General features: G+C 61.4%; 13 protein-coding genes. 6 read left to right on the top strand and 7 right to left on the bottom strand.

Annotated features, from left to right (window positions below):
- Complete coding sequence (locus tag ACQKI2_RS01815) at positions 1-951, top strand: alpha/beta hydrolase (protein WP_427378020.1); 951 nt, start codon at positions 1-3, stop codon at positions 949-951.
- Positions 952-973: 22 nt separating this feature from the next.
- Here ACQKI2_RS01815 and ACQKI2_RS01810 read toward each other — a convergent pair whose 3' ends face one another.
- On the bottom strand, positions 974-2,140 hold the full coding sequence (locus tag ACQKI2_RS01810) for an L-lactate dehydrogenase (protein ID WP_427378040.1): 1,167 nt from the start codon (positions 2,138-2,140) through the stop codon (positions 974-976).
- Between the two features lie 369 nt (positions 2,141-2,509).
- On the opposite strand from ACQKI2_RS01810, the gene ACQKI2_RS01805 reads away from it, so the two are divergent.
- From ACQKI2_RS01805 to ACQKI2_RS01785, 5 genes are all read left to right on the top strand, one after another.
- Positions 2,510-3,796: an outer membrane beta-barrel protein gene (locus tag ACQKI2_RS01805; RefSeq protein WP_427378019.1), complete on the top strand. Its 1,287-nt coding sequence runs from the start codon at positions 2,510-2,512 to the stop codon at positions 3,794-3,796.
- On the top strand, positions 3,771-6,266 hold the full coding sequence (locus ACQKI2_RS01800; protein WP_427378018.1) for a GumC family protein: 2,496 nt from the start codon (positions 3,771-3,773) through the stop codon (positions 6,264-6,266). Before ACQKI2_RS01805 ends, ACQKI2_RS01800 begins: the two co-directional genes overlap by 26 nt.
- A gap of 45 nt (positions 6,267-6,311) precedes the next feature.
- Positions 6,312-7,484, top strand: a complete 1,173-nt coding sequence (locus tag ACQKI2_RS01795) for a glycosyltransferase (RefSeq protein WP_427378017.1) — start codon at positions 6,312-6,314, stop codon at positions 7,482-7,484.
- A 69-nt stretch (positions 7,485-7,553) separates the two neighbouring features.
- Positions 7,554-8,834: an O-antigen ligase family protein gene (locus tag ACQKI2_RS01790; protein WP_427378016.1), complete on the top strand. Its 1,281-nt coding sequence runs from the start codon at positions 7,554-7,556 to the stop codon at positions 8,832-8,834.
- Positions 8,835-9,391: 557 nt separating this feature from the next.
- Positions 9,392-10,390, top strand: coding sequence for a glycosyltransferase family 2 protein (locus tag ACQKI2_RS01785; RefSeq protein WP_427378015.1), 999 nt, complete (start codon positions 9,392-9,394; stop codon positions 10,388-10,390).
- Here ACQKI2_RS01785 and ACQKI2_RS01780 read toward each other — a convergent pair.
- Genes ACQKI2_RS01780 through ACQKI2_RS01755 form a run of 6 tightly spaced genes read right to left on the bottom strand, consistent with a single transcriptional unit; the run spans position 10,383 to position 16,598 of the window.
- Positions 10,383-11,324 carry an RDD family protein gene (locus ACQKI2_RS01780; protein ID WP_427378014.1) on the bottom strand — a complete coding sequence of 314 codons (942 nt, stop codon included), beginning with the start codon at positions 11,322-11,324 and terminating at the stop codon, positions 10,383-10,385. The genes ACQKI2_RS01785 and ACQKI2_RS01780 overlap by 8 nt on opposite strands.
- The gene (locus ACQKI2_RS01775; protein WP_427378013.1) at positions 11,321-12,319 is read right to left on the bottom strand and encodes a stage II sporulation protein M; all 999 of its coding nucleotides are present in this window, start codon (positions 12,317-12,319) and stop codon (positions 11,321-11,323) included. Before ACQKI2_RS01775 ends, ACQKI2_RS01780 begins: the two co-directional genes overlap by 4 nt.
- A complete protein-coding gene (locus tag ACQKI2_RS01770; RefSeq protein WP_427378012.1) occupies positions 12,316-13,629 on the bottom strand; it encodes a DUF58 domain-containing protein in 1,314 nt (437 codons plus the stop codon). The genes ACQKI2_RS01775 and ACQKI2_RS01770 overlap by 4 nt, the downstream gene beginning before the upstream one ends.
- On the bottom strand, positions 13,626-14,582 hold the full coding sequence (locus ACQKI2_RS01765; protein WP_291053047.1) for an AAA family ATPase: 957 nt from the start codon (positions 14,580-14,582) through the stop codon (positions 13,626-13,628). The genes ACQKI2_RS01770 and ACQKI2_RS01765 overlap by 4 nt, the downstream gene beginning before the upstream one ends.
- Positions 14,569-15,789, bottom strand: a complete 1,221-nt coding sequence (locus tag ACQKI2_RS01760; RefSeq protein WP_427378011.1) for a DUF4350 domain-containing protein — start codon at positions 15,787-15,789, stop codon at positions 14,569-14,571. The genes ACQKI2_RS01765 and ACQKI2_RS01760 overlap by 14 nt, the downstream gene beginning before the upstream one ends.
- Complete coding sequence (locus tag ACQKI2_RS01755) at positions 15,786-16,598, bottom strand: DUF4129 domain-containing protein (protein WP_427378010.1); 813 nt, start codon at positions 16,596-16,598, stop codon at positions 15,786-15,788. The genes ACQKI2_RS01760 and ACQKI2_RS01755 overlap by 4 nt, the downstream gene beginning before the upstream one ends.
- Positions 16,599-16,615 lie beyond the last annotated feature (17 nt).

Raw genomic sequence — 16,615 nt, 5'->3', positions numbered from 1 at the left:
ATGAATGGTTGGTCGTTGGGCGGTATTGGCGCCGCAGTATTGGTGGCAATTGTCGTCCTGCTTCTGGCCAGCTTCGTTGCGGTCTGGCTTGAGTCCAGGTCGCTGACCAGCCCGCGCGGCTATCATCAGCCCGATGCCAAAACATTCACCTTCGCGCAGACCCCCAAGACCGAAGCTGGGCTTGATTTTGAAGACATCAGCTTTCCTGTGCGCAATGGCCAGACGGTCCGCGGCTGGCTGATTTCATCTGATCAGCCTACGGATATGGCCATTGTGGCGCTGCACGGCGCAGGCGGAAATCGCCAAAGCTATTTCGACCGGCTGCAGATGCTGCATGGGCTGGGGGCGGATGTTCTGGTCTTTGATGCACGCGAAAACGGGTTGAGCGACGGCAGCGGCCGGGGCATTGGCCTGGCGGTGCGCGAAGCGGAGGATGCCGTGGCTGCCGTTGAGGAAATGCGCCGGCGCGGCCACAAGACGGTGGTTGCCTACGGGTGTTCCTTGGGTGGGTCTGCCGCCATTATTGCGGCGGCGCGGGACGGCTCCATCGACGGGCTCATTGTGGAGGCGTCGCTCTCAAGCTTTGAAGATTTCGTCGCTGACAAGGCAAACCGGCGGCTCGGCAAGCTTGGCCTGAAAGCCAACTGGGCAACCAGCCTCTGGGGGCACGCGGTTGTGGCTATGTCGCGCTGGCGGATGGGGCTGGAGGACTATGTGAGGCCGGAGGATGTTATCGATCAGATCGCGCCCCGCCCCCTCCTGCTGGTTCATGGCGGCCAGGATCCCTGGGTGATTGAAGGCCATGCTGACCGGCTGGTTGAGCGCAGCAATCAGACAGCGGATTACTGGCTGATCGAAGAAGCGGGTCATTGCGACGGGTACAACATTCGCGAAGCAGAGTATCGCGCGCGGATGGATGGATTTATTGAGGCGCTGAGAGCGGCGGACTGAGCCCGGGTTTTCTTCGCTACCGTCACTCGTTTCTGGAAAGCAGACCGGAGGAGGCTTCCGTGACCTTTGTGATGCCGGTCAGGGCCATAGAGACGGTCAGTTCGCCCTTCATTGCGGCCAGCAGATGGGCGAGCCCTTTTTCGCCGCCCCCCGCGAGGGCGTAGACCCAGGGCCGGCCCATCATGGTGAGGTCTGCGCCGCTGGCGAGGGCCTTGAGCATGTCCTGGCCGGAGCGGATGCCGCCATCCATCAGGATCAGCGTCTTGCCCGAAACCGCTTCGGCAATCGGGGGCAGGGCGCGTATGGAGGAGGCCACCCCGTCCAGCTGGCGGCCCCCATGGTTTGACACGACAATCCCTTCAGCGCCGCAATTGACGGCTTCCAGAGCGTCTTCCCTGTCCAGAATGCCCTTGATGATCAGCGGCCCGCCCCATTGGGACTTGATCCACTCGATATCCTTCCAGCTGACCGAGGGATCGAGCGAGGAATTGGCCCAGGCGGAGAAGTCTGCCGGGGTGGATGCGTTTTTGACGTAGGGGGCGACGTTGGCGAGGATGTGCGGGCCGCCCCGGAGACCGACATCCAGCGACCAGCCGGGATGCATCATGTAGGACAGGAGGCCCCGGCGCACGCGCGCCCATGCGCCGCCACCGCCGCTCATCGTGTTGCGCACGTCGCGGTAGCGCGTGCCGACGACTGGCAGATCGACCGTGAGGACCAGGGCCGAAGCCCCTGCGGACCTGGCGCGGGCGATCAGGTCGGCCACCGAGCCGCGATCGCGGATCATGTAAAGCTGGAACCAGAGCGGGCCTTTGGTGGCTGCGGCGACTTCCTCGACCGAGCAGATGGACAGGGTGGAGAGGCAATAGGGGATGCCGAACTCCCCGGCGACCTTCGCGGCGCAGGCTTCCCCCCGGCGGGCCATCATGCCCGACAGGCCGACGGGGGAGAGCGCCAGCGGCATTGTTAATGTGGCGCCGAGGAAACGCTTTTCCGTGGTCAATGCAGAGACATCCCTCAGGATACGCTGGCGCAGCTCCAGAGCTTCGAAGTCAGCCACATTGCGCCGGAGGGTCAGTTCCGCATAGGCGCCCCCGTCGAGATAGTCGAAGAGGAAGCGCGGGAGGCGCTTTTCTGCTCGGAGTCTGTAGTCGGCAGAACAGGCGGGGGCGAGGGACAATGTCGGCATTAGCCGCTTGTAGAGGACACCGGCAGCGCTTGGCAAAGCCATTTTGATCGGAAATTGCTCGCTTTTTGGAGCCCCGCCACAACCGAACATTTCAATTTTGATAAAATTTCAAAGCAGCCGTTTAGACCTTGTTAAGGTTAACGGGGTGCGCCATCAGGGCGAAATCAGCGGCGGAAAGATGCCCTGACAGGTGAAATCTACGGGATCGTGATATTCATTTGTAATCCATTTCCGCGTACACAAGGGCTAGCAAATCCGTTGATATCCAGTCGTTCAGGACCGCCGGGCGGGGTGGCGTTGAACTTGCAGGGGACCGCCAGAAGACCGGGCCTAACCGGCCTCTCAGTCAAAGTGAGAATGGTAAATAGCATGACAGATCTGAAACGCCTGAGCCTGTCCAGCGTCGCCGTATGTGCAGTCGCTGCTTCAGTGGCCAACGCGCAGGGCGCAGACTATTACAGCCGCGACAAGTACACTGCGGTGCTTGATCGTGCGCAGCCCGAGTTCGATCCGGAACCGGTCCGTCTTGGCACATTCTCGGTTCGCTCTGCCGCAGAACTGGGGGTTACGTATTCCGACAACATCTATGTGGTGGCGCAAAACACGGATTCGGGCGCTATCGGCCGCGCTGGCCTGACGGCGTCCGGTGACACGACCTGGAGTGTTCACAATGTCGGTTTCGATGTTTCGGCTCGCAGAAACGAATATTTCGATCAGGGCGACGAGTCGCATAATGATCTTCGCGCCCGCCTGCGTGGCCGCCTTGATGTGACCCGCAGCTTCTCGCTCGGCGGGGCAGTGTTTGTGGAAGACCGGGTTGAACCGCGCACGGATATCACCAACGTCTTCAGCCCGGACAAGCCGATCGGCGTTTCCGTCCAGGGCGCCAATATTGAGGCCAACTATCTGAACGACCGGGTGCGCTGGACCAACAGCCTGGGCATTCGCAATGAAGACTATGAAAACGGCCGCCAGATCGGCACAGGTCTTCCGATTGATCAGAGCTACCGCGACCGCTCAGTTTTCGATGGGCGCACACGTCTGTCCTATGCTGTTTCGCCCAACCTTGCCGTTTTCGGGCAGGCAACCTACGAGCAGCGCGACTATGATGTTCTGCAGGTTTTCGGCGGCCTGCCGCGTTCGCGCGACTCCAAAGGCTATACCGTGGCCGGCGGTGTCGACTTCGAACTCAACGCCCTGGTCCGCGGCGACGTGGCCGTAGGCTACCTTAAGGAGACCAAGGATGACAGCTTCTTTGAAGAAGTCAGTGGTCTGTCCTTTGATGGCCGTCTCCAGTGGTTCCCCACTCAGCTGACGACGCTGACCTTCAATGGTAACCGCCGCGTCACCGATACCGGCCTGTTTGATGCGCCGACGGCCGTTGAGAGCCGGGCCGGGGTCCGTGTCGACCACGAACTGCGCCGCAACATCGTTGTGTCCGCTTCTGCCAGCTATCTGCAGTACGAATTCGAAGAGATCGACCGTAAGGACGAGGGCGCCGATTTCGAACTTGCCGCGACCTACAAGATGAACCGCCGCGTGCATTTCGACACCTTTGTCAATCGCGCTGACCGCGATGTGTCGGGCGTCGATGTGTTTGGTGATCCGTCCTATGGCGTGACGACGATTGGTGTCGGCGTCCGCCTGTTCCCGTAATACCTTCTACTCTTGGAGGCCTGCATCCTGCGGGCCTCCCACAAAGTTCCAGAGCGTTGCCTTGACCAAGTCGTATACGATCGAAATCCCCACAGGCTCCGGGCCTTCCGGAAATGCTGGTGGCGTAGACACGAGCTCCTTCGACCTGAAGTCGTTGATGAGCATCATTTATCGGCGCTTCTGGCTGATCTTTGCCGGCTTCATCACCGTGTTGAGTTTTGTTGTCTTCGTGACCTTTACTCAAACGCCGACCTACAGGGCGCAATCTGTCCTTCAACTCGACACCAACCAGATCAACGTCATTGACCTAGGCGCGCTCTTCTCCGGCGCTGGCGGCGCCACAACATCCGTGATCGACACGGAAGTGCGCGTCATCGGGTCGAAGACGCTTCTGGCGCGCGTGGCCGAGAAGCAGAGGCTCATCGAAGATCCGGAGTTCAACTGGACCCTGCGTCCCAAGAAAGAGAGTTTCGTCTCGTCAGCACAAAAGGCTGTCGTCGGACTTCTTGGCGGGGATACTTCCGAAAAAGATCCTTTCGCTGGCATGTCCGCCGAGCAGAAAGAGGCTGAAATCTTCGAAAGCGTCGTCGGCACACTGATGACCAAAGTGCGTGTTGGCCGTGTTGGGGCGACCTATCTCCTGACCGTTGATGTTACCAGCACGTCTCCGGAAACGGCGGCCCGCCTGGCTAACGAAGTCGCGGAGCAATACCGTGTCCAGCAGCTTGAGAAGAAATATGATGCGACCCGCAAGGCCACCGAATGGCTGCAGGAGCGCGTCTCGGGCCTGCGCGACGAGGTTGAGGAGAAAGAGCAGCGTGTCGAGAGTTTCCGGGCCGAAACAGGTCTTCTGGAAGCTCAGGGTACGACGCTGACCGAACAGCAGATCGGCTATCTGACTTCGCAGCGCGGCCAGGCGCAGATCGAGGTGGATCGTGCCCGCGCCCGCTATGAAAGCATGCGCCGCCAGATCGATAGTGGCGGGGGTGTGGAGGGTGTGTCGGAAGTCATCAACTCACCGCTGATCAACGATCTCAAGACACAGCGCTCGACGATCCTGCGCCGGGTGGCCGAACTTGAAACCCGCGTGGGCGACCGCCACCCTGACCTTATCAGTGCGCGCAATGAAGTTGCTGACATCGACCGTCAGATGAATGCCGAGATGAACCGCATCGCGGCCAACCTCGAGAGCGAACTGCGCGTGGCCCAGGCCCAGCTCTCGTCCATCCAGGGCGAGATCGGCCGTTCGACCTCGCAGCTGCGTGGCAACAACGTGAACCTTGTGCGTCTGCGCGAGCTTGAGCGCGATGCCCAGACCAGCCGCGTCATGCTCGAGGAATTTCTCGCCCGCTCGAAACAGACACGCGAGCAGGATGCGCTCATCACGGCGGACTCCAGTGTTCTGTCTACCGCGTCGGTGCCGTATTCTCCGGCCTCTCCGCGCAAGGCCTTCAACCTGATCATTGGCGCGCTTCTTGGCCTGATCGTCGGCGGCTTCCTGGCAATCATCGCGGAGCTGTTCGACTCCAATATCAGTTCTTCGGAAGATGTGGAGAACAAGCTCGGCTCCAACCCGATCGGGTCTGTGCCGCTCATCCGCACAGCGGGTCTTCTCGGCCTCGGGCAGACCAGCCCGGCAGACTTCCTCGTGGAAAATCCGCTCTCGGCCTATGCGGAAAGCATCCGCTATCTGCGCGCCGCCATCGCCTTCTCCGATCTCGACAGCGAGACCAAGACGGTGGCGATCACTTCCTCGCTGCCCGATGAAGGCAAGACCAGCCTTGCGCTCAGCCTCGGCCGCATGTCGGCCATGTCCGGCTCGCGCACCCTTGTGATCGATGGCGACTTCCGCCGCCGTCAGCTCACCGAGATGGCAGGCCTGAAACCGGAAATCGGCCTTGTGGAGCATCTCTTCGGGGCCGGTCAGCTTTCCGATGCCATCGTCAAGGATCACAAGACGATGCTCGACATCCTGCCGCTGTCGCTGAACGGGCATACCCCGCATGATGTGTTCGGGACGCGCGCCTTTGATGAGCTGCTGTCGCGTCTGCGCGCCATGTATGATCTCATCCTGATCGATACCGGCCCGCTGCTGCTCATGGCTGAGGCTCGCGTGGTCGCCAGCAAGGTAGACAAGGCGATCCTCGTAGTCCGCTGGCGTCAGACGACCCGTTCGGCCGCCCGCCAGTCGCTCGCGCTGCTGCGCAATTTCAAGGCCGATGTCCTGGGTGTCACGCTCAACATGGTGGACCTCAACCGCCGCCGCCATCACCGCGATCCGGGCGCGACCTACAAGGCCTATCGCAAATACTATCAGATGGAGTCGAAGCCGGGCCTGTTTGGCTGGTCGAAGCCGAAGAAACCGAAAGCCAGCAAGCAGGGGCCGAAGTCGGCCATCGCCATCCAGGTGCCCCCGTCCAAGGCAAGCGGCCGCAAGCAGGATCCTGTCGACCGTATCTCGGCCGAATAGATCGCCGCAGGTTCAGGCACAGGTGACAAGGAGCAGGGGACGCACATGCTCTACCAACCTGCACTCCAGGGAATGGACATGACGCGCATTGCCTTCTTCGGCCATGATGTGGCGGACGCGGCCGTGCGCCGGCGCGCGCGCGGCTTTCAGGACGACGGATTCCAGGTCACGGGTTTCATGATGCGCCGGCGCGAGCCTCTGGCGCAGGAATGGGATAATGTAGACCTCGGCCAGACGCGGGATGGCGCCTTTCTTCAGCGTATCCGCCAGGTGTTTCGCGGCGCGCGGATAGCGGCTGCGTCGGGTGACAAGCTGCGCTCTGCCGATGTGATCTACGCCCGTAATCTCGACATGCTGGCCTGCGCCTTTCTGGCAAAACGCCATGCGAGGCTCGCTACACCTGTCATCTATGAATGCCTTGATGTTCATCGGCTGCTCTGCCGGCGGGATGTGATCGGGAAGGGGCTGCGCGCCCTTGAGGGCTGGCTGCTCAAGCGCTCGGCCGCGCTGGTCGTGTCCTCCCCCGCCTATCTCACCCAGCATTTCGAGCGTTATTATCCGGGCAAGTTCGAGGCTTATCTGATCGAGAACCGGCTTTCGGGCCACGCCAATTATGGCGCGCGGGTTTCTGCAACCAAAGCAAAGCCCCCCGGCCAGCTTCGCCTCGGCTGGGTCGGGAATCTGCGGTGCCGCCGCTCGCTCGATCTCTTGTGTCAGATCGCCGACCGTTTCGGCGATCAGGTGGAGGTGAAGCTTCACGGCGTACCTGCGCTGATCGAGATACCGGATTTTGAAACGAAGATTGCCGCAAGGCCGAACATGTCCTTTTACGGACGGTACAGGTCGCCAGAAGACCTGCCCGGCATCTATTCCGGGCTGGATGTGGTCTGGTCCGGCGATTTCATGGAGGCGGGCCTCAACTCCACCTGGCTGCTACCCAACCGGATCTATGAAGGCGGGTATTACTGTGTGCCGCCCATCGCGCCGGGGGAGACTGAAACGGGCCGCTGGGTTGCCCGGCATGCTTGCGGTTTTGTGCTGGATGAACAGCTTGAAGCGACGCTGCCAGAGCTGATCGGAGATCTTCTTCGCGACGCTTCCCGGATCACGGCCTGCAGTAATGCCCTTGCCGGTCTGCCCGAGGAGACGTTTGTTCAGCCACTCGGTTTCCTGCGGCAGATCATCGAAACGGCCGTGAAACCGAAGGTGGCTTCATGATCTGTCCAGCTTTGCCATGTATGGAGACTGCAGGCGGGCGCTCGAGGGACGCTCTCGCGGAGGTGCCCTGTGTCTGATTACGCTACCCCCCGGACCAGCGCGACGGTGCAGCCTGCCTATGTAAATGTCTACTCGGTGGACAAAGGGGCAGGGCGCTGGGAACAGGCCTTCGTCTGCCTCTGGATGTTCATCATCTATCTGCCGATCGAGGCGTTTTCGCCCTTGCGGTACCTTTGCATCCTCGGTTTCCTGGTCATCACGGTCTATGACTACAAGCGGATGGTGCCGCTGCTCGTCAGGTGCTGGCCGTTGTTCACCCTGGCCATACTCGGCCTGGCCTCTGTTGGCTGGGCGCCTTACCCGGCAGAAGCGTTTCGCCAGGGTGTGCTTTTTTTCCTGTCTGCTTTTGTTGCCGTCGTTATCGCGGTCCATCTGACACCGCAGCAGATATTGCGGATCATCATGTTTGCCGGCATGGCGACGACCATCGCCTCCATTCCCTACTGGGGCACGTTCGCCGGTGGGGGCCCTTATGCGAGCAAGAACTACTTTGCTGTCCACATGCTGTTCTGCATGTTGCTCAGTCTCATCACGGTACTGAACGAGAAAGAACCGCTGTTCCTGCGCCTTCTCGCGCTGCCATTCGTGCCGACATGCCTGCTCTTCATTTTCATGGCAGATTCGGCAACCTCACTGGTTTTTGCGGTGCTCGGGGGCGCGGGTCTGGTCGCCATCAAATTCTTCTGGGCACCGGCCACCAAGGTGCGTGGCCTCTCGATGCTCGTGATCCTCTTTGCGATTGTGGTGGTGCTGATTGGGGCGCTGGCGGTTTTCAACATGCCGCAGAACACGTTTGTGGAGCGGTTTCTGGACATCGTCGGCAAGGACGCCACGCTTACCGGCCGCACCGCCCTGTGGGAAGGCGCACGCCTGGCAGCAGAGGAAAAGCCCTGGTTTGGGCTCGGCCTGGAAGGGTTCTGGTATTACGATTCCGGCGCCGCCCAGACGCTCAACGAGAATGATTACAAGGCTTTTGGGACCAAGCTGACCTTCCACAATGCCTATTGGGAAGTGCGGGTTCACCTTGGCTATGTAGGGCTGGCGCTGTTCCTCTATTTCCTCGGCTGGACGTCGCTGAGATTGCTGTATCTCTGGTTCCAGGATGGCTCGCTGGTCAACTCGGCGCTGGTGCTGCTGGTGGCCGTGAACCTGACCATGACGTTCACGGAATCGCTGCTGTGGGGCATGTTCACCACCCCGGTCCTCCTGCAGGCGCTTGCGGGCATCGTGCCGTTCAAGCTTCACGCGCCGAAGCTGGAAGGCCGCGCGCGGATTGTTCCGGCTTCGTAACATTACAATGCAGACAGCCTTGTCACTTCTGGCAGCCTGATGGGGGTATCAGGGCCAGGCGCCCGAATGATGCCAGAATTTAACGCTAATTTCTCATAATGCAGCGATAAGGTTTGACTACTTTAAACCACTGTTAAGTCTTCGCTGTTCTAAGTGAAGTTATGTCGCGTTCGAGCCAAGTGATGCCGATGAAATCAGGCGCCTTTTCAGACCCCGTTACGGGAGCACTCGAGAGTGATCGTTCTCTCATGAACGAATTTAGTGGTGAAAAGCTGCCAGTATGGCTGCGACTGCTGACCATTATTGGTCTGAGCGCTGGTCTCTGGGGCGCGATTATCTGGGCCTTCGTCCTTCTGTTTGGCTGATCCGCGCGGGCGTTTGCCGCCCTGACACGCGGTTGGGTTCTTGCATATCTCTGGCATCTGGGGGTTCCGCTGTCATGCAGCGGGACAGTCTATGGAATTGAAAGGCCAGCAATGCCGGGAAAAATGCTTGTTTTGGGCGGGGCGAGCAGGGCCGTGGCAAGTGCTGCACTGTTCGTGGGCTGAGGGGGCATCATGGAAAAGGTCACGGTCATCATTCCGTGTTATAATGGCGAGGCCTTCATCGAGAAGGCCGTGCGCAGCGCGCTGGACCAAACGATCCCCACGCGGGTGATTGTGGTGGATGACTGTTCGAAGGATAACAGCTTTGCCTTGCTGCAGATGCTCGCGGCGAAGGAGCCGCGCCTGACAGCTATACGCCAGCCTCAGAATGGTGGGCCCTCGGCGGCGCGAAACGCCGCCCTGCGTCTCGTCGAGACGCCCTGGGTCGCCAATCTTGATGCCGATGACTACCTGTTGCCCGACCGGCTGCGCCGCCTGGTGGCGCATGGCGAGGAGAATGGACTCGATTTCGTTGCCGATGATGTGATCCGTGTGGAGCCCGATCAGATGCCTGCTGATGGCGTGCGCGTCTGGAAGGACGAGCTGTTTGGATCTGTCCCCATGGGGCTTGCCCGTTTTGTTCGGGAGAATATGGCAAAATATGCCGGCCCGCGCCGCGAGATCGGCTATCTGAAGCCGCTGATGCGGATGGCGTTCCTGCGCCAGAAAGACCTGTTCTTCCGCGAAGATATGCGTCTGGCGGAAGACTATGAATTCTATGCCCGCTCACTGACACTCGGCGCACGCTGGGAGGTGATTGATCCGTGTGGATACATTGCGGTCAGCATGCCGGACTCGCTTTCGAAGGCCTACCCCACTTCCGCCATCGAAAAGATGGTCCAGGCTGACCAGGCCTTTCTGAAAACACCTGGCCTCTCAGCAGAGGAGCGCGCCGCGATTGGCGAGCATCTTCACCAGACGGCCACCGACTATGCCTGGCGCACGATGATCGATGGGGTGAAAGCCAAGAGCCCCGCGCTGATGCTGCGCGCCCTAATGCAGCCGCCGGCAGTGTCCGGAAAGGTGCTGCTGCGCATGGTGAAACACTTCCTGCGGCTGCCCATCCTGCCGGAGATTCCGGAACTGCCCCGCAAACCGGCCCGTGAGTCAGCAGGGCTTGGCCTCACCTGACGTCGAATTTGTCAGCCTTTCTTTCGCCAAGCAGCATGCGCTGCTCCAGCCGCCGCCGCAGCGCGCCATAATAGGCTTCAAGGAAAGCCAGATCGGTTTCGCCGGCCTGTTTTGTCCAGCCGATCTTGGCGCGGATGCGCTCGGCCACCTGCTGTTTGATCTCCGGTGTGGACTGGCGCAGCACATCTTCCAGGACATGCAGCTCATGAATGCCATAGGCATCGGCTTGCGCCGCCGTGAAATTGAAGCGGGAACTGGCGTCGGCGGCCTTGGCGGCGGATGTGATGTCATGCATCAGCTTGGTCTTCGGTGAACGGATCACCCAGGTTCCAGCGATCAGATCGCCTACGCGCATCTTGTCCTTGTTGAAGATAGGAAACAGCAGGAACACGCCGGACCAGACCAGGCCCAGCAGCGCCATCCACCCACTCGCTCCATCACCGCCCATCATCGCAAACTGGAAGGGCAGGCCGACTTCGATTTCCCGGATGAAATTCCGCGCCAGAACGGAGTTTGCCGTCAGCCGGCCCCCGTCGCGTGCCGCCACCCGGAGGCCCAGGGCGCGCTTGCCGGGCGTGGCGGCACGCTGGCCGATCTCGAAGAAAATATAATAGAAGTTCCGGACAAAGAAAAAGAATACCAGCCAGAAGGCAAAGGCGATGTTTGCGCTGCCGGGTGTCAGCGCGCCGATCAGGAATGTCAGCCCGAAAAGCGTGGCGATCACGATCACCCACTGGATCGCCACATCAATCAGGAAAGCGCCCGCCCGCTCGCCTGCGGTGGCAAGCTTTAGCCGGATGGCCGCGCCCTCCGGCGTTATCAGGCGGCGGATCAGTTTTGACTGGCGCATCTCTTCGGCCATGCGCGCGCGCCGCTGTGTGGCGGCCTCGATGCTGATGCCTGGGCGCTGGGTTCTGGGGGCGGTTTGTGTCATCCGCGCCGCTCCCGGCGGGGCATATAGAAATACAGCATCCAGAGGACGCCGGTTCCTGCCGCAATCATGTAGCGAACAATGTCGGAATTGATCAGCTGCCGCCCGAAGCCTTCCAGAAGGGCCGCAATGATCAGCATCACCACGCAGCCCATGGCGATGGTGGCTGCCTTCTGCCCGGCCGCGCGGGCTGAGGCGAGCCGTGTCTGACCGCCAGGAAACGCGACCGCGCCGCCAATGACAAATCCGGCTGCGCCCGCCAGCACGATGGCAAAAAGTTCCGTCACCCCGTGGATCATCAGCCAGCCGGTAAACTCATAGCCGAGCCCCTTGTCCCAGAACACGGCATACATCGAGCCGATCATCACGCCGTTATAAACCAGCAGCCAGGCTGTCGGGATGCCGAAGGCAAAGCCAAGGGCAAAGGCAAAGAGGGCGATCTGAGCATTGTTATTGAAAAGGAAACTGGAAAAGGCCGTGAGCTGACCGTCACCATGACCGTCCGTATAGATCGTGCTGCGCAGGTATTCCACCGTGGCGTCCGGATTGCGCCCTTCCAGAAAGCTTGCCCCGTGAAACGTCCAGTACCAGTCCATATCCTGGAGGCAGAGGAAGAAGGCCAGGCCCCAGCCGCCGAAGAAGAACAACGCCGACAGCAGCGTCGGCCACACCGCGCCGCGCACAGCCGCTGGCCAGTCCCGGCGCAGAAAGGTCATCATCCGCTCGCCGATGGTGGTGCGCGCGCCATAGACGAAGAAGTACGCCCGCGTACACAGGCTCTCCAGATAGGCGATGACGTTCTGGTCCAGCGAGATCGAGCGCGCGACAGACAGCGAGGAAACCGCCTGCCGGTAAAGCCGGGGCAGCGCCAGCATGTCTTCATCGCTGAGGCGTTTCACACCGCCATTTTCAGCCCGTGTCAGGATAACGTCCAGCTTCTGCCAGTCGCCCTGGCGTTCTTCGCGGAAACGATAGGATTTCAGAAGATCGCCGCTCACAGCATATCCCTCTGCTTGATCTGCAGGTAACGCGAAACGAGTTCCGCGCCGAAATGTTCGGGCCGGCTTTCGATGATCTGCACACCCATGCGCTGAAGCCGGCGGAAGACAAGATCGCGCTCCGAAAGCAGCGTATCGGCAATCACGGCGCGCGCCACGTCTTCCGGATTTTCCGGCGCGGCATCAGCCATTGTGCTGAGGGCTTCATCTTCAAAGGTTGCGAACAGCACGAGATGCCGGTCCGTCAGCCGTTTCACATTCTCCAGCATCAGCTCGGCAGAGATCGTGTCGACGAAATCGGAGAAGATGATCACCAGGCTGCGCCGCTCCAGCCTTCCGGCAAGATTGGTGAGGGCGAGCGTGAAGTTTGCTTCCTCATCCGAATAGTCCATTTCCGCCACGGTCGCCTGCGCCTTGGGAAAGCTGCTGGTGCCGGTCAGAAAGCCGCTCGTCACGCCGGGTTTGGACGAGAAGCCATAGAACATCGTCCGGTCGCCCGAGCGCAGCGAGACATAGGCCAGCAGCAGTCCCGCTGTCACCGCCCGGTCGATCTTCGGCACGCCGCCCAGCGGCTCGCTCATCAGGCGGCCGGTATCGAAGGCAAAGACGATGTTGTGATTGCGCTCGGTCTTGAATTCCTTGGCCAGCAAATGGCGGTGGCGGGCCGAATGCTTCCAGTCGATCGCCCGGCGGTCCATCCCGGCGGTAAACTCGCGCAGGGCGTCGAACTCGCTGCCATCCCCGCGTTCAATCTGCGTCTTGATGCCGAACTCCGCGTCGCGGGAGAACAGCCGGATCGCCTCATCGCGCACCCAGCGCACATTCGGCGTCACCGGCACGTCAATGCCGATTTCCTGAACATGCCGCTTCTGCATCAGGCCCAGCGGGCCGCGCCAGCGGCTCCAAAGGCGCACGATCCGGGCTATGCCCCGCCGGCTGGGTGTCAGGCCGGCATCATAATGACGCGCGCGCGCCTCCCATCCGCGCAGACCCTGCGGCGCAGGCTGGGGAATGAATTCATTGGTTTCCAGTTGTATCTCGATGCGGGCGGGCAGCGGTCCCTTCGCAAAATGCAGGCGCAGGGGCAGAGGCGTTTCTTCGCCGACATAGAGCAGCGGCGGAATATCCGCCTCCACCTCAAACGCGCGCAGCTGCGCCGCCAGCAGGCCATCCATCAGCACAATGCCGCACACCCCCGCGATCCAACCTGCGGAGAGAATCCACAAGGCAGGCGCAAACAGCGCAATCGCGATGAGCAGAGGCATGCCCATCAGCATAAGGAAGACCGCGCGGGGGGTAGGCGAGATCACCGGGGCGCCGCCGTCTGTTCAATAATACCGGTCAGCGTCTCGTCGGTGGTGCGTCCCTCAATATCGGCAGCAGGCGACAGGATAACCCGGTGGCGCAGCGCGGGCAGGGCCAGCGTTTTCACGTCATCGGGAATAACGAAATCGCGCCCGTCGAGCGCCGCGCGGGCGCGCGCGCCCATCGCCAGGGCGGCAGCGGCGCGCGGGCTGGCGCCGGTTTCCAGGGCAGGTGTCTCCCGCGTCGTGCGCACGATATCCACGATATAAGCGATGATCTCGTCCTTGAGACGCACTTCGGATACGGCATTGACCGCCGCATCCAGCTCCGCCGCGCTCAGCACCGGCTGAACGTCAAACGCTGCGGGCGTCTTCATGCCCGTGCGCGTGCCATGCTGGGCCACGATACGGATTTCTTCCTCACGGGTCGGATATTCCAGATTGTGCTTGAACAGGAACCGGTCGAGCTGCGCCTCCGGCAGGGGATAGGTGCCCTGCTGCTCGATGGGGTTCTGCGTGGCGATCACTGTGAAGCGCGGGTTCAGCGGATAGCTTTCCCCGTCAATCGTCACCTTGCGTTCCTGCATTGCTTCCAGCAGCGCGGCCTGTGTCTTCGGCGGCGTCCGGTTGATCTCGTCGGCCAGCAGAATGTCCGTGAAGATCGGGCCTTTGGTCAGGCTGAACTGGTTGGTCTGGAAGTTGAAGAGGTTTGTGCCCAGAACATCGCCTGGCATCAGGTCCGGCGTGAACTGGATGCGCCCGAATTGCAGCGAGATGGCGCGGGAGAAACACTGCGCCAGCAGCGTCTTGGCCGTGCCGGGCGGTCCTTCCAGAAGTACGTGTCCGGAGGAAAACAGCGCCACCAGAAGCAGATCCACGCTCGCGTCCTGACCGATGATGGCCTTTCGCACTTCGGTGCGGATGCGGTCCGCCAGATTACGGATTTCAGCCACGCTCATGCATTGTTCTCCTAATGATTGCCTTGCGCCACTGGTGCAGATCGCGCGCGCTCTGCGCGAGATCCTCCCGGTTGGCCGCTTGCCCGGTGAGGGCTTTTTCAAGTTCCGAGAAGGTCTTGCCGCCGTCTTCAGCAGCCCCCATCCGGTCAAACATTTCCGTCAGCTGAGCTTCCGGAAGGGATCGCGGCAGGCCGAGGGCGCGCGCCAGGCGGCGGCGGATGAGGCTGGCATAGCCGGGTGCCATCTTCATTTCCCGCCGCGCCATGGTGACCAGGCCTGCTGTATTGTCGGCCAGCGCCTGCTTGCCCAGCGCAATGGCGCGCGCCTCACGCGCGGGCGGGCCGAAACGCACAACCGCTGCCCAGCCAAGCAACAGCGCGCTCGCCAGCGCCACCAGCGTGGCGCCGATATAGGGCACGCTGAACAGCATCTTCAGCAGGTTCTCAGAGCGCGCAAAGCCATGCAGTGTTGCGTCCATCAGGATCGGCTCGTTTTCGGAGGAGCGCAGATGGTTCACCAGCCGCGTAGCGAAGACAGCATTCTCCACGCGGGCAAGGCCGAATGTGCTGATCATGTCCGGATCGCTGAGAATATAAAGGCCCCGTCCCGGATCATACGCCACCAGCGCGCCCTGCGCCGTGCCCACCACGGTTTCCAGCGCGGCCGACCGGATCAGCTGCAACCGCACATCCGGCTTAATAGCGCCAGGTTCAAAGCTGCCCTCCACTTCAACAGAAGGGGCAATGCGCAGGATCTCCGCGTCCGGATAAATGATGCGTAGGCGGTCGTTCAGGTCGCGCGCGTCAATGAAGCGTGTGTCGGCCTGGCGGGCCGGGTTCAGAGGATCAGCCCGGCCATACCATTTGGGCAGCACGGCCAGCGCCGGCAACTGAAAGCTCGTCTCTTCGATCACGTCGAACTTGCCATAGGCCGGCAGGGTCACGATCATCAGCCCCCAGTCGCGTGTTTCCAGATTGCGTTCCAGGCGGGAGACGCTGACCGGATAGCCCTGCGCCTCCATCAGGCGCACGAAACCGTTATAGCCCAGCGCAGAGGTCGAATAGGGATGGTCGCCAGCCTGGTTCCGGTCGCGCAGTTCCGGCGCCCAGCCCGCCATCACCATGACGCCGCCGAAAGAAAACACGGCAATCGCCACAAGGATCGCCACCACGCGGGCCGAGAAGGGAGACTCGTTCTGCCCGCTCATGCCCAGCCCTCGCCGAAGGCAAAGTCCTCATAGCTGCGCCGCGCGCTCTGCCAGCCTTCGGCGTCCACGTCCCGCCCGCCGAAAAAGCTGTTTTCCACAATCTGGATGATCGGCCTCAGCGCCCGGCGCGCCCGGTCGGGCAGGCTGCCGAGCCCGGCAATTTCTCGCGCCGTGAGCGATGTCGGCACACCGCCCTCCAGCCGCTCCTGCACATCCTCGATGGACCGGAACAGCAGCAGGTGTACCGCTTCGGCAAACCGCCCCTCGCGGGCCAGCGCGTCGGCCTCTTCCAGCAGGGACCGGGCGCGGTCGGCATCCGGCCGGATGTCAGTCAGCACATCATCAACCGCTTTGATCTTTTTCTTCCGCGTGAAGCCGAGCCGCATCCGGATCGCTTCGCCAAACAGGAAATAGACAAGTCCCAGAATGACGGCGCCAGCGGCAATCCAGAAGATCAGTTTGAACAGCGGCCCAAGGGCCTCGAGAAATTCGCCGATGGCCCGTATCCAGCCTGGAGGCTCGCGCGGTTCTATCTCGATATCGGCCTGTTCGGGGCGGGCAAGCTGCAGGTCGCCGTCCCGCAGATAGGCCCTATGCGCTCTCTCCACGGCGCTGACATCGGTGCCGACGCTGCTGCCGTTATAGTCGGTCTCATATCCGTAATCCTCGTAATATTCCGGATCGGCGTCGTCGCTGTAATCAGTTGGCGGCGCAGCGCTGGGGGGGCGGTTCTGAGCAAGCGCCGGTGCCCCCACAAACAGGAAGACACTTGCGGCCAGAGCGAGCGCGCTGGACCTGACGAGTGACACCACTCAACCACCCTCCT

The organism is Hyphomonas sp. NPDC076881 (assembly GCF_050269995.1).
Taxonomy (GTDB): Bacteria; Pseudomonadota; Alphaproteobacteria; order Caulobacterales; family Hyphomonadaceae; genus Hyphomonas.
The sequence above is the reverse complement of the archived record's forward strand: the minus strand, read 5'-3'. Positions and strand labels throughout refer to the sequence as shown.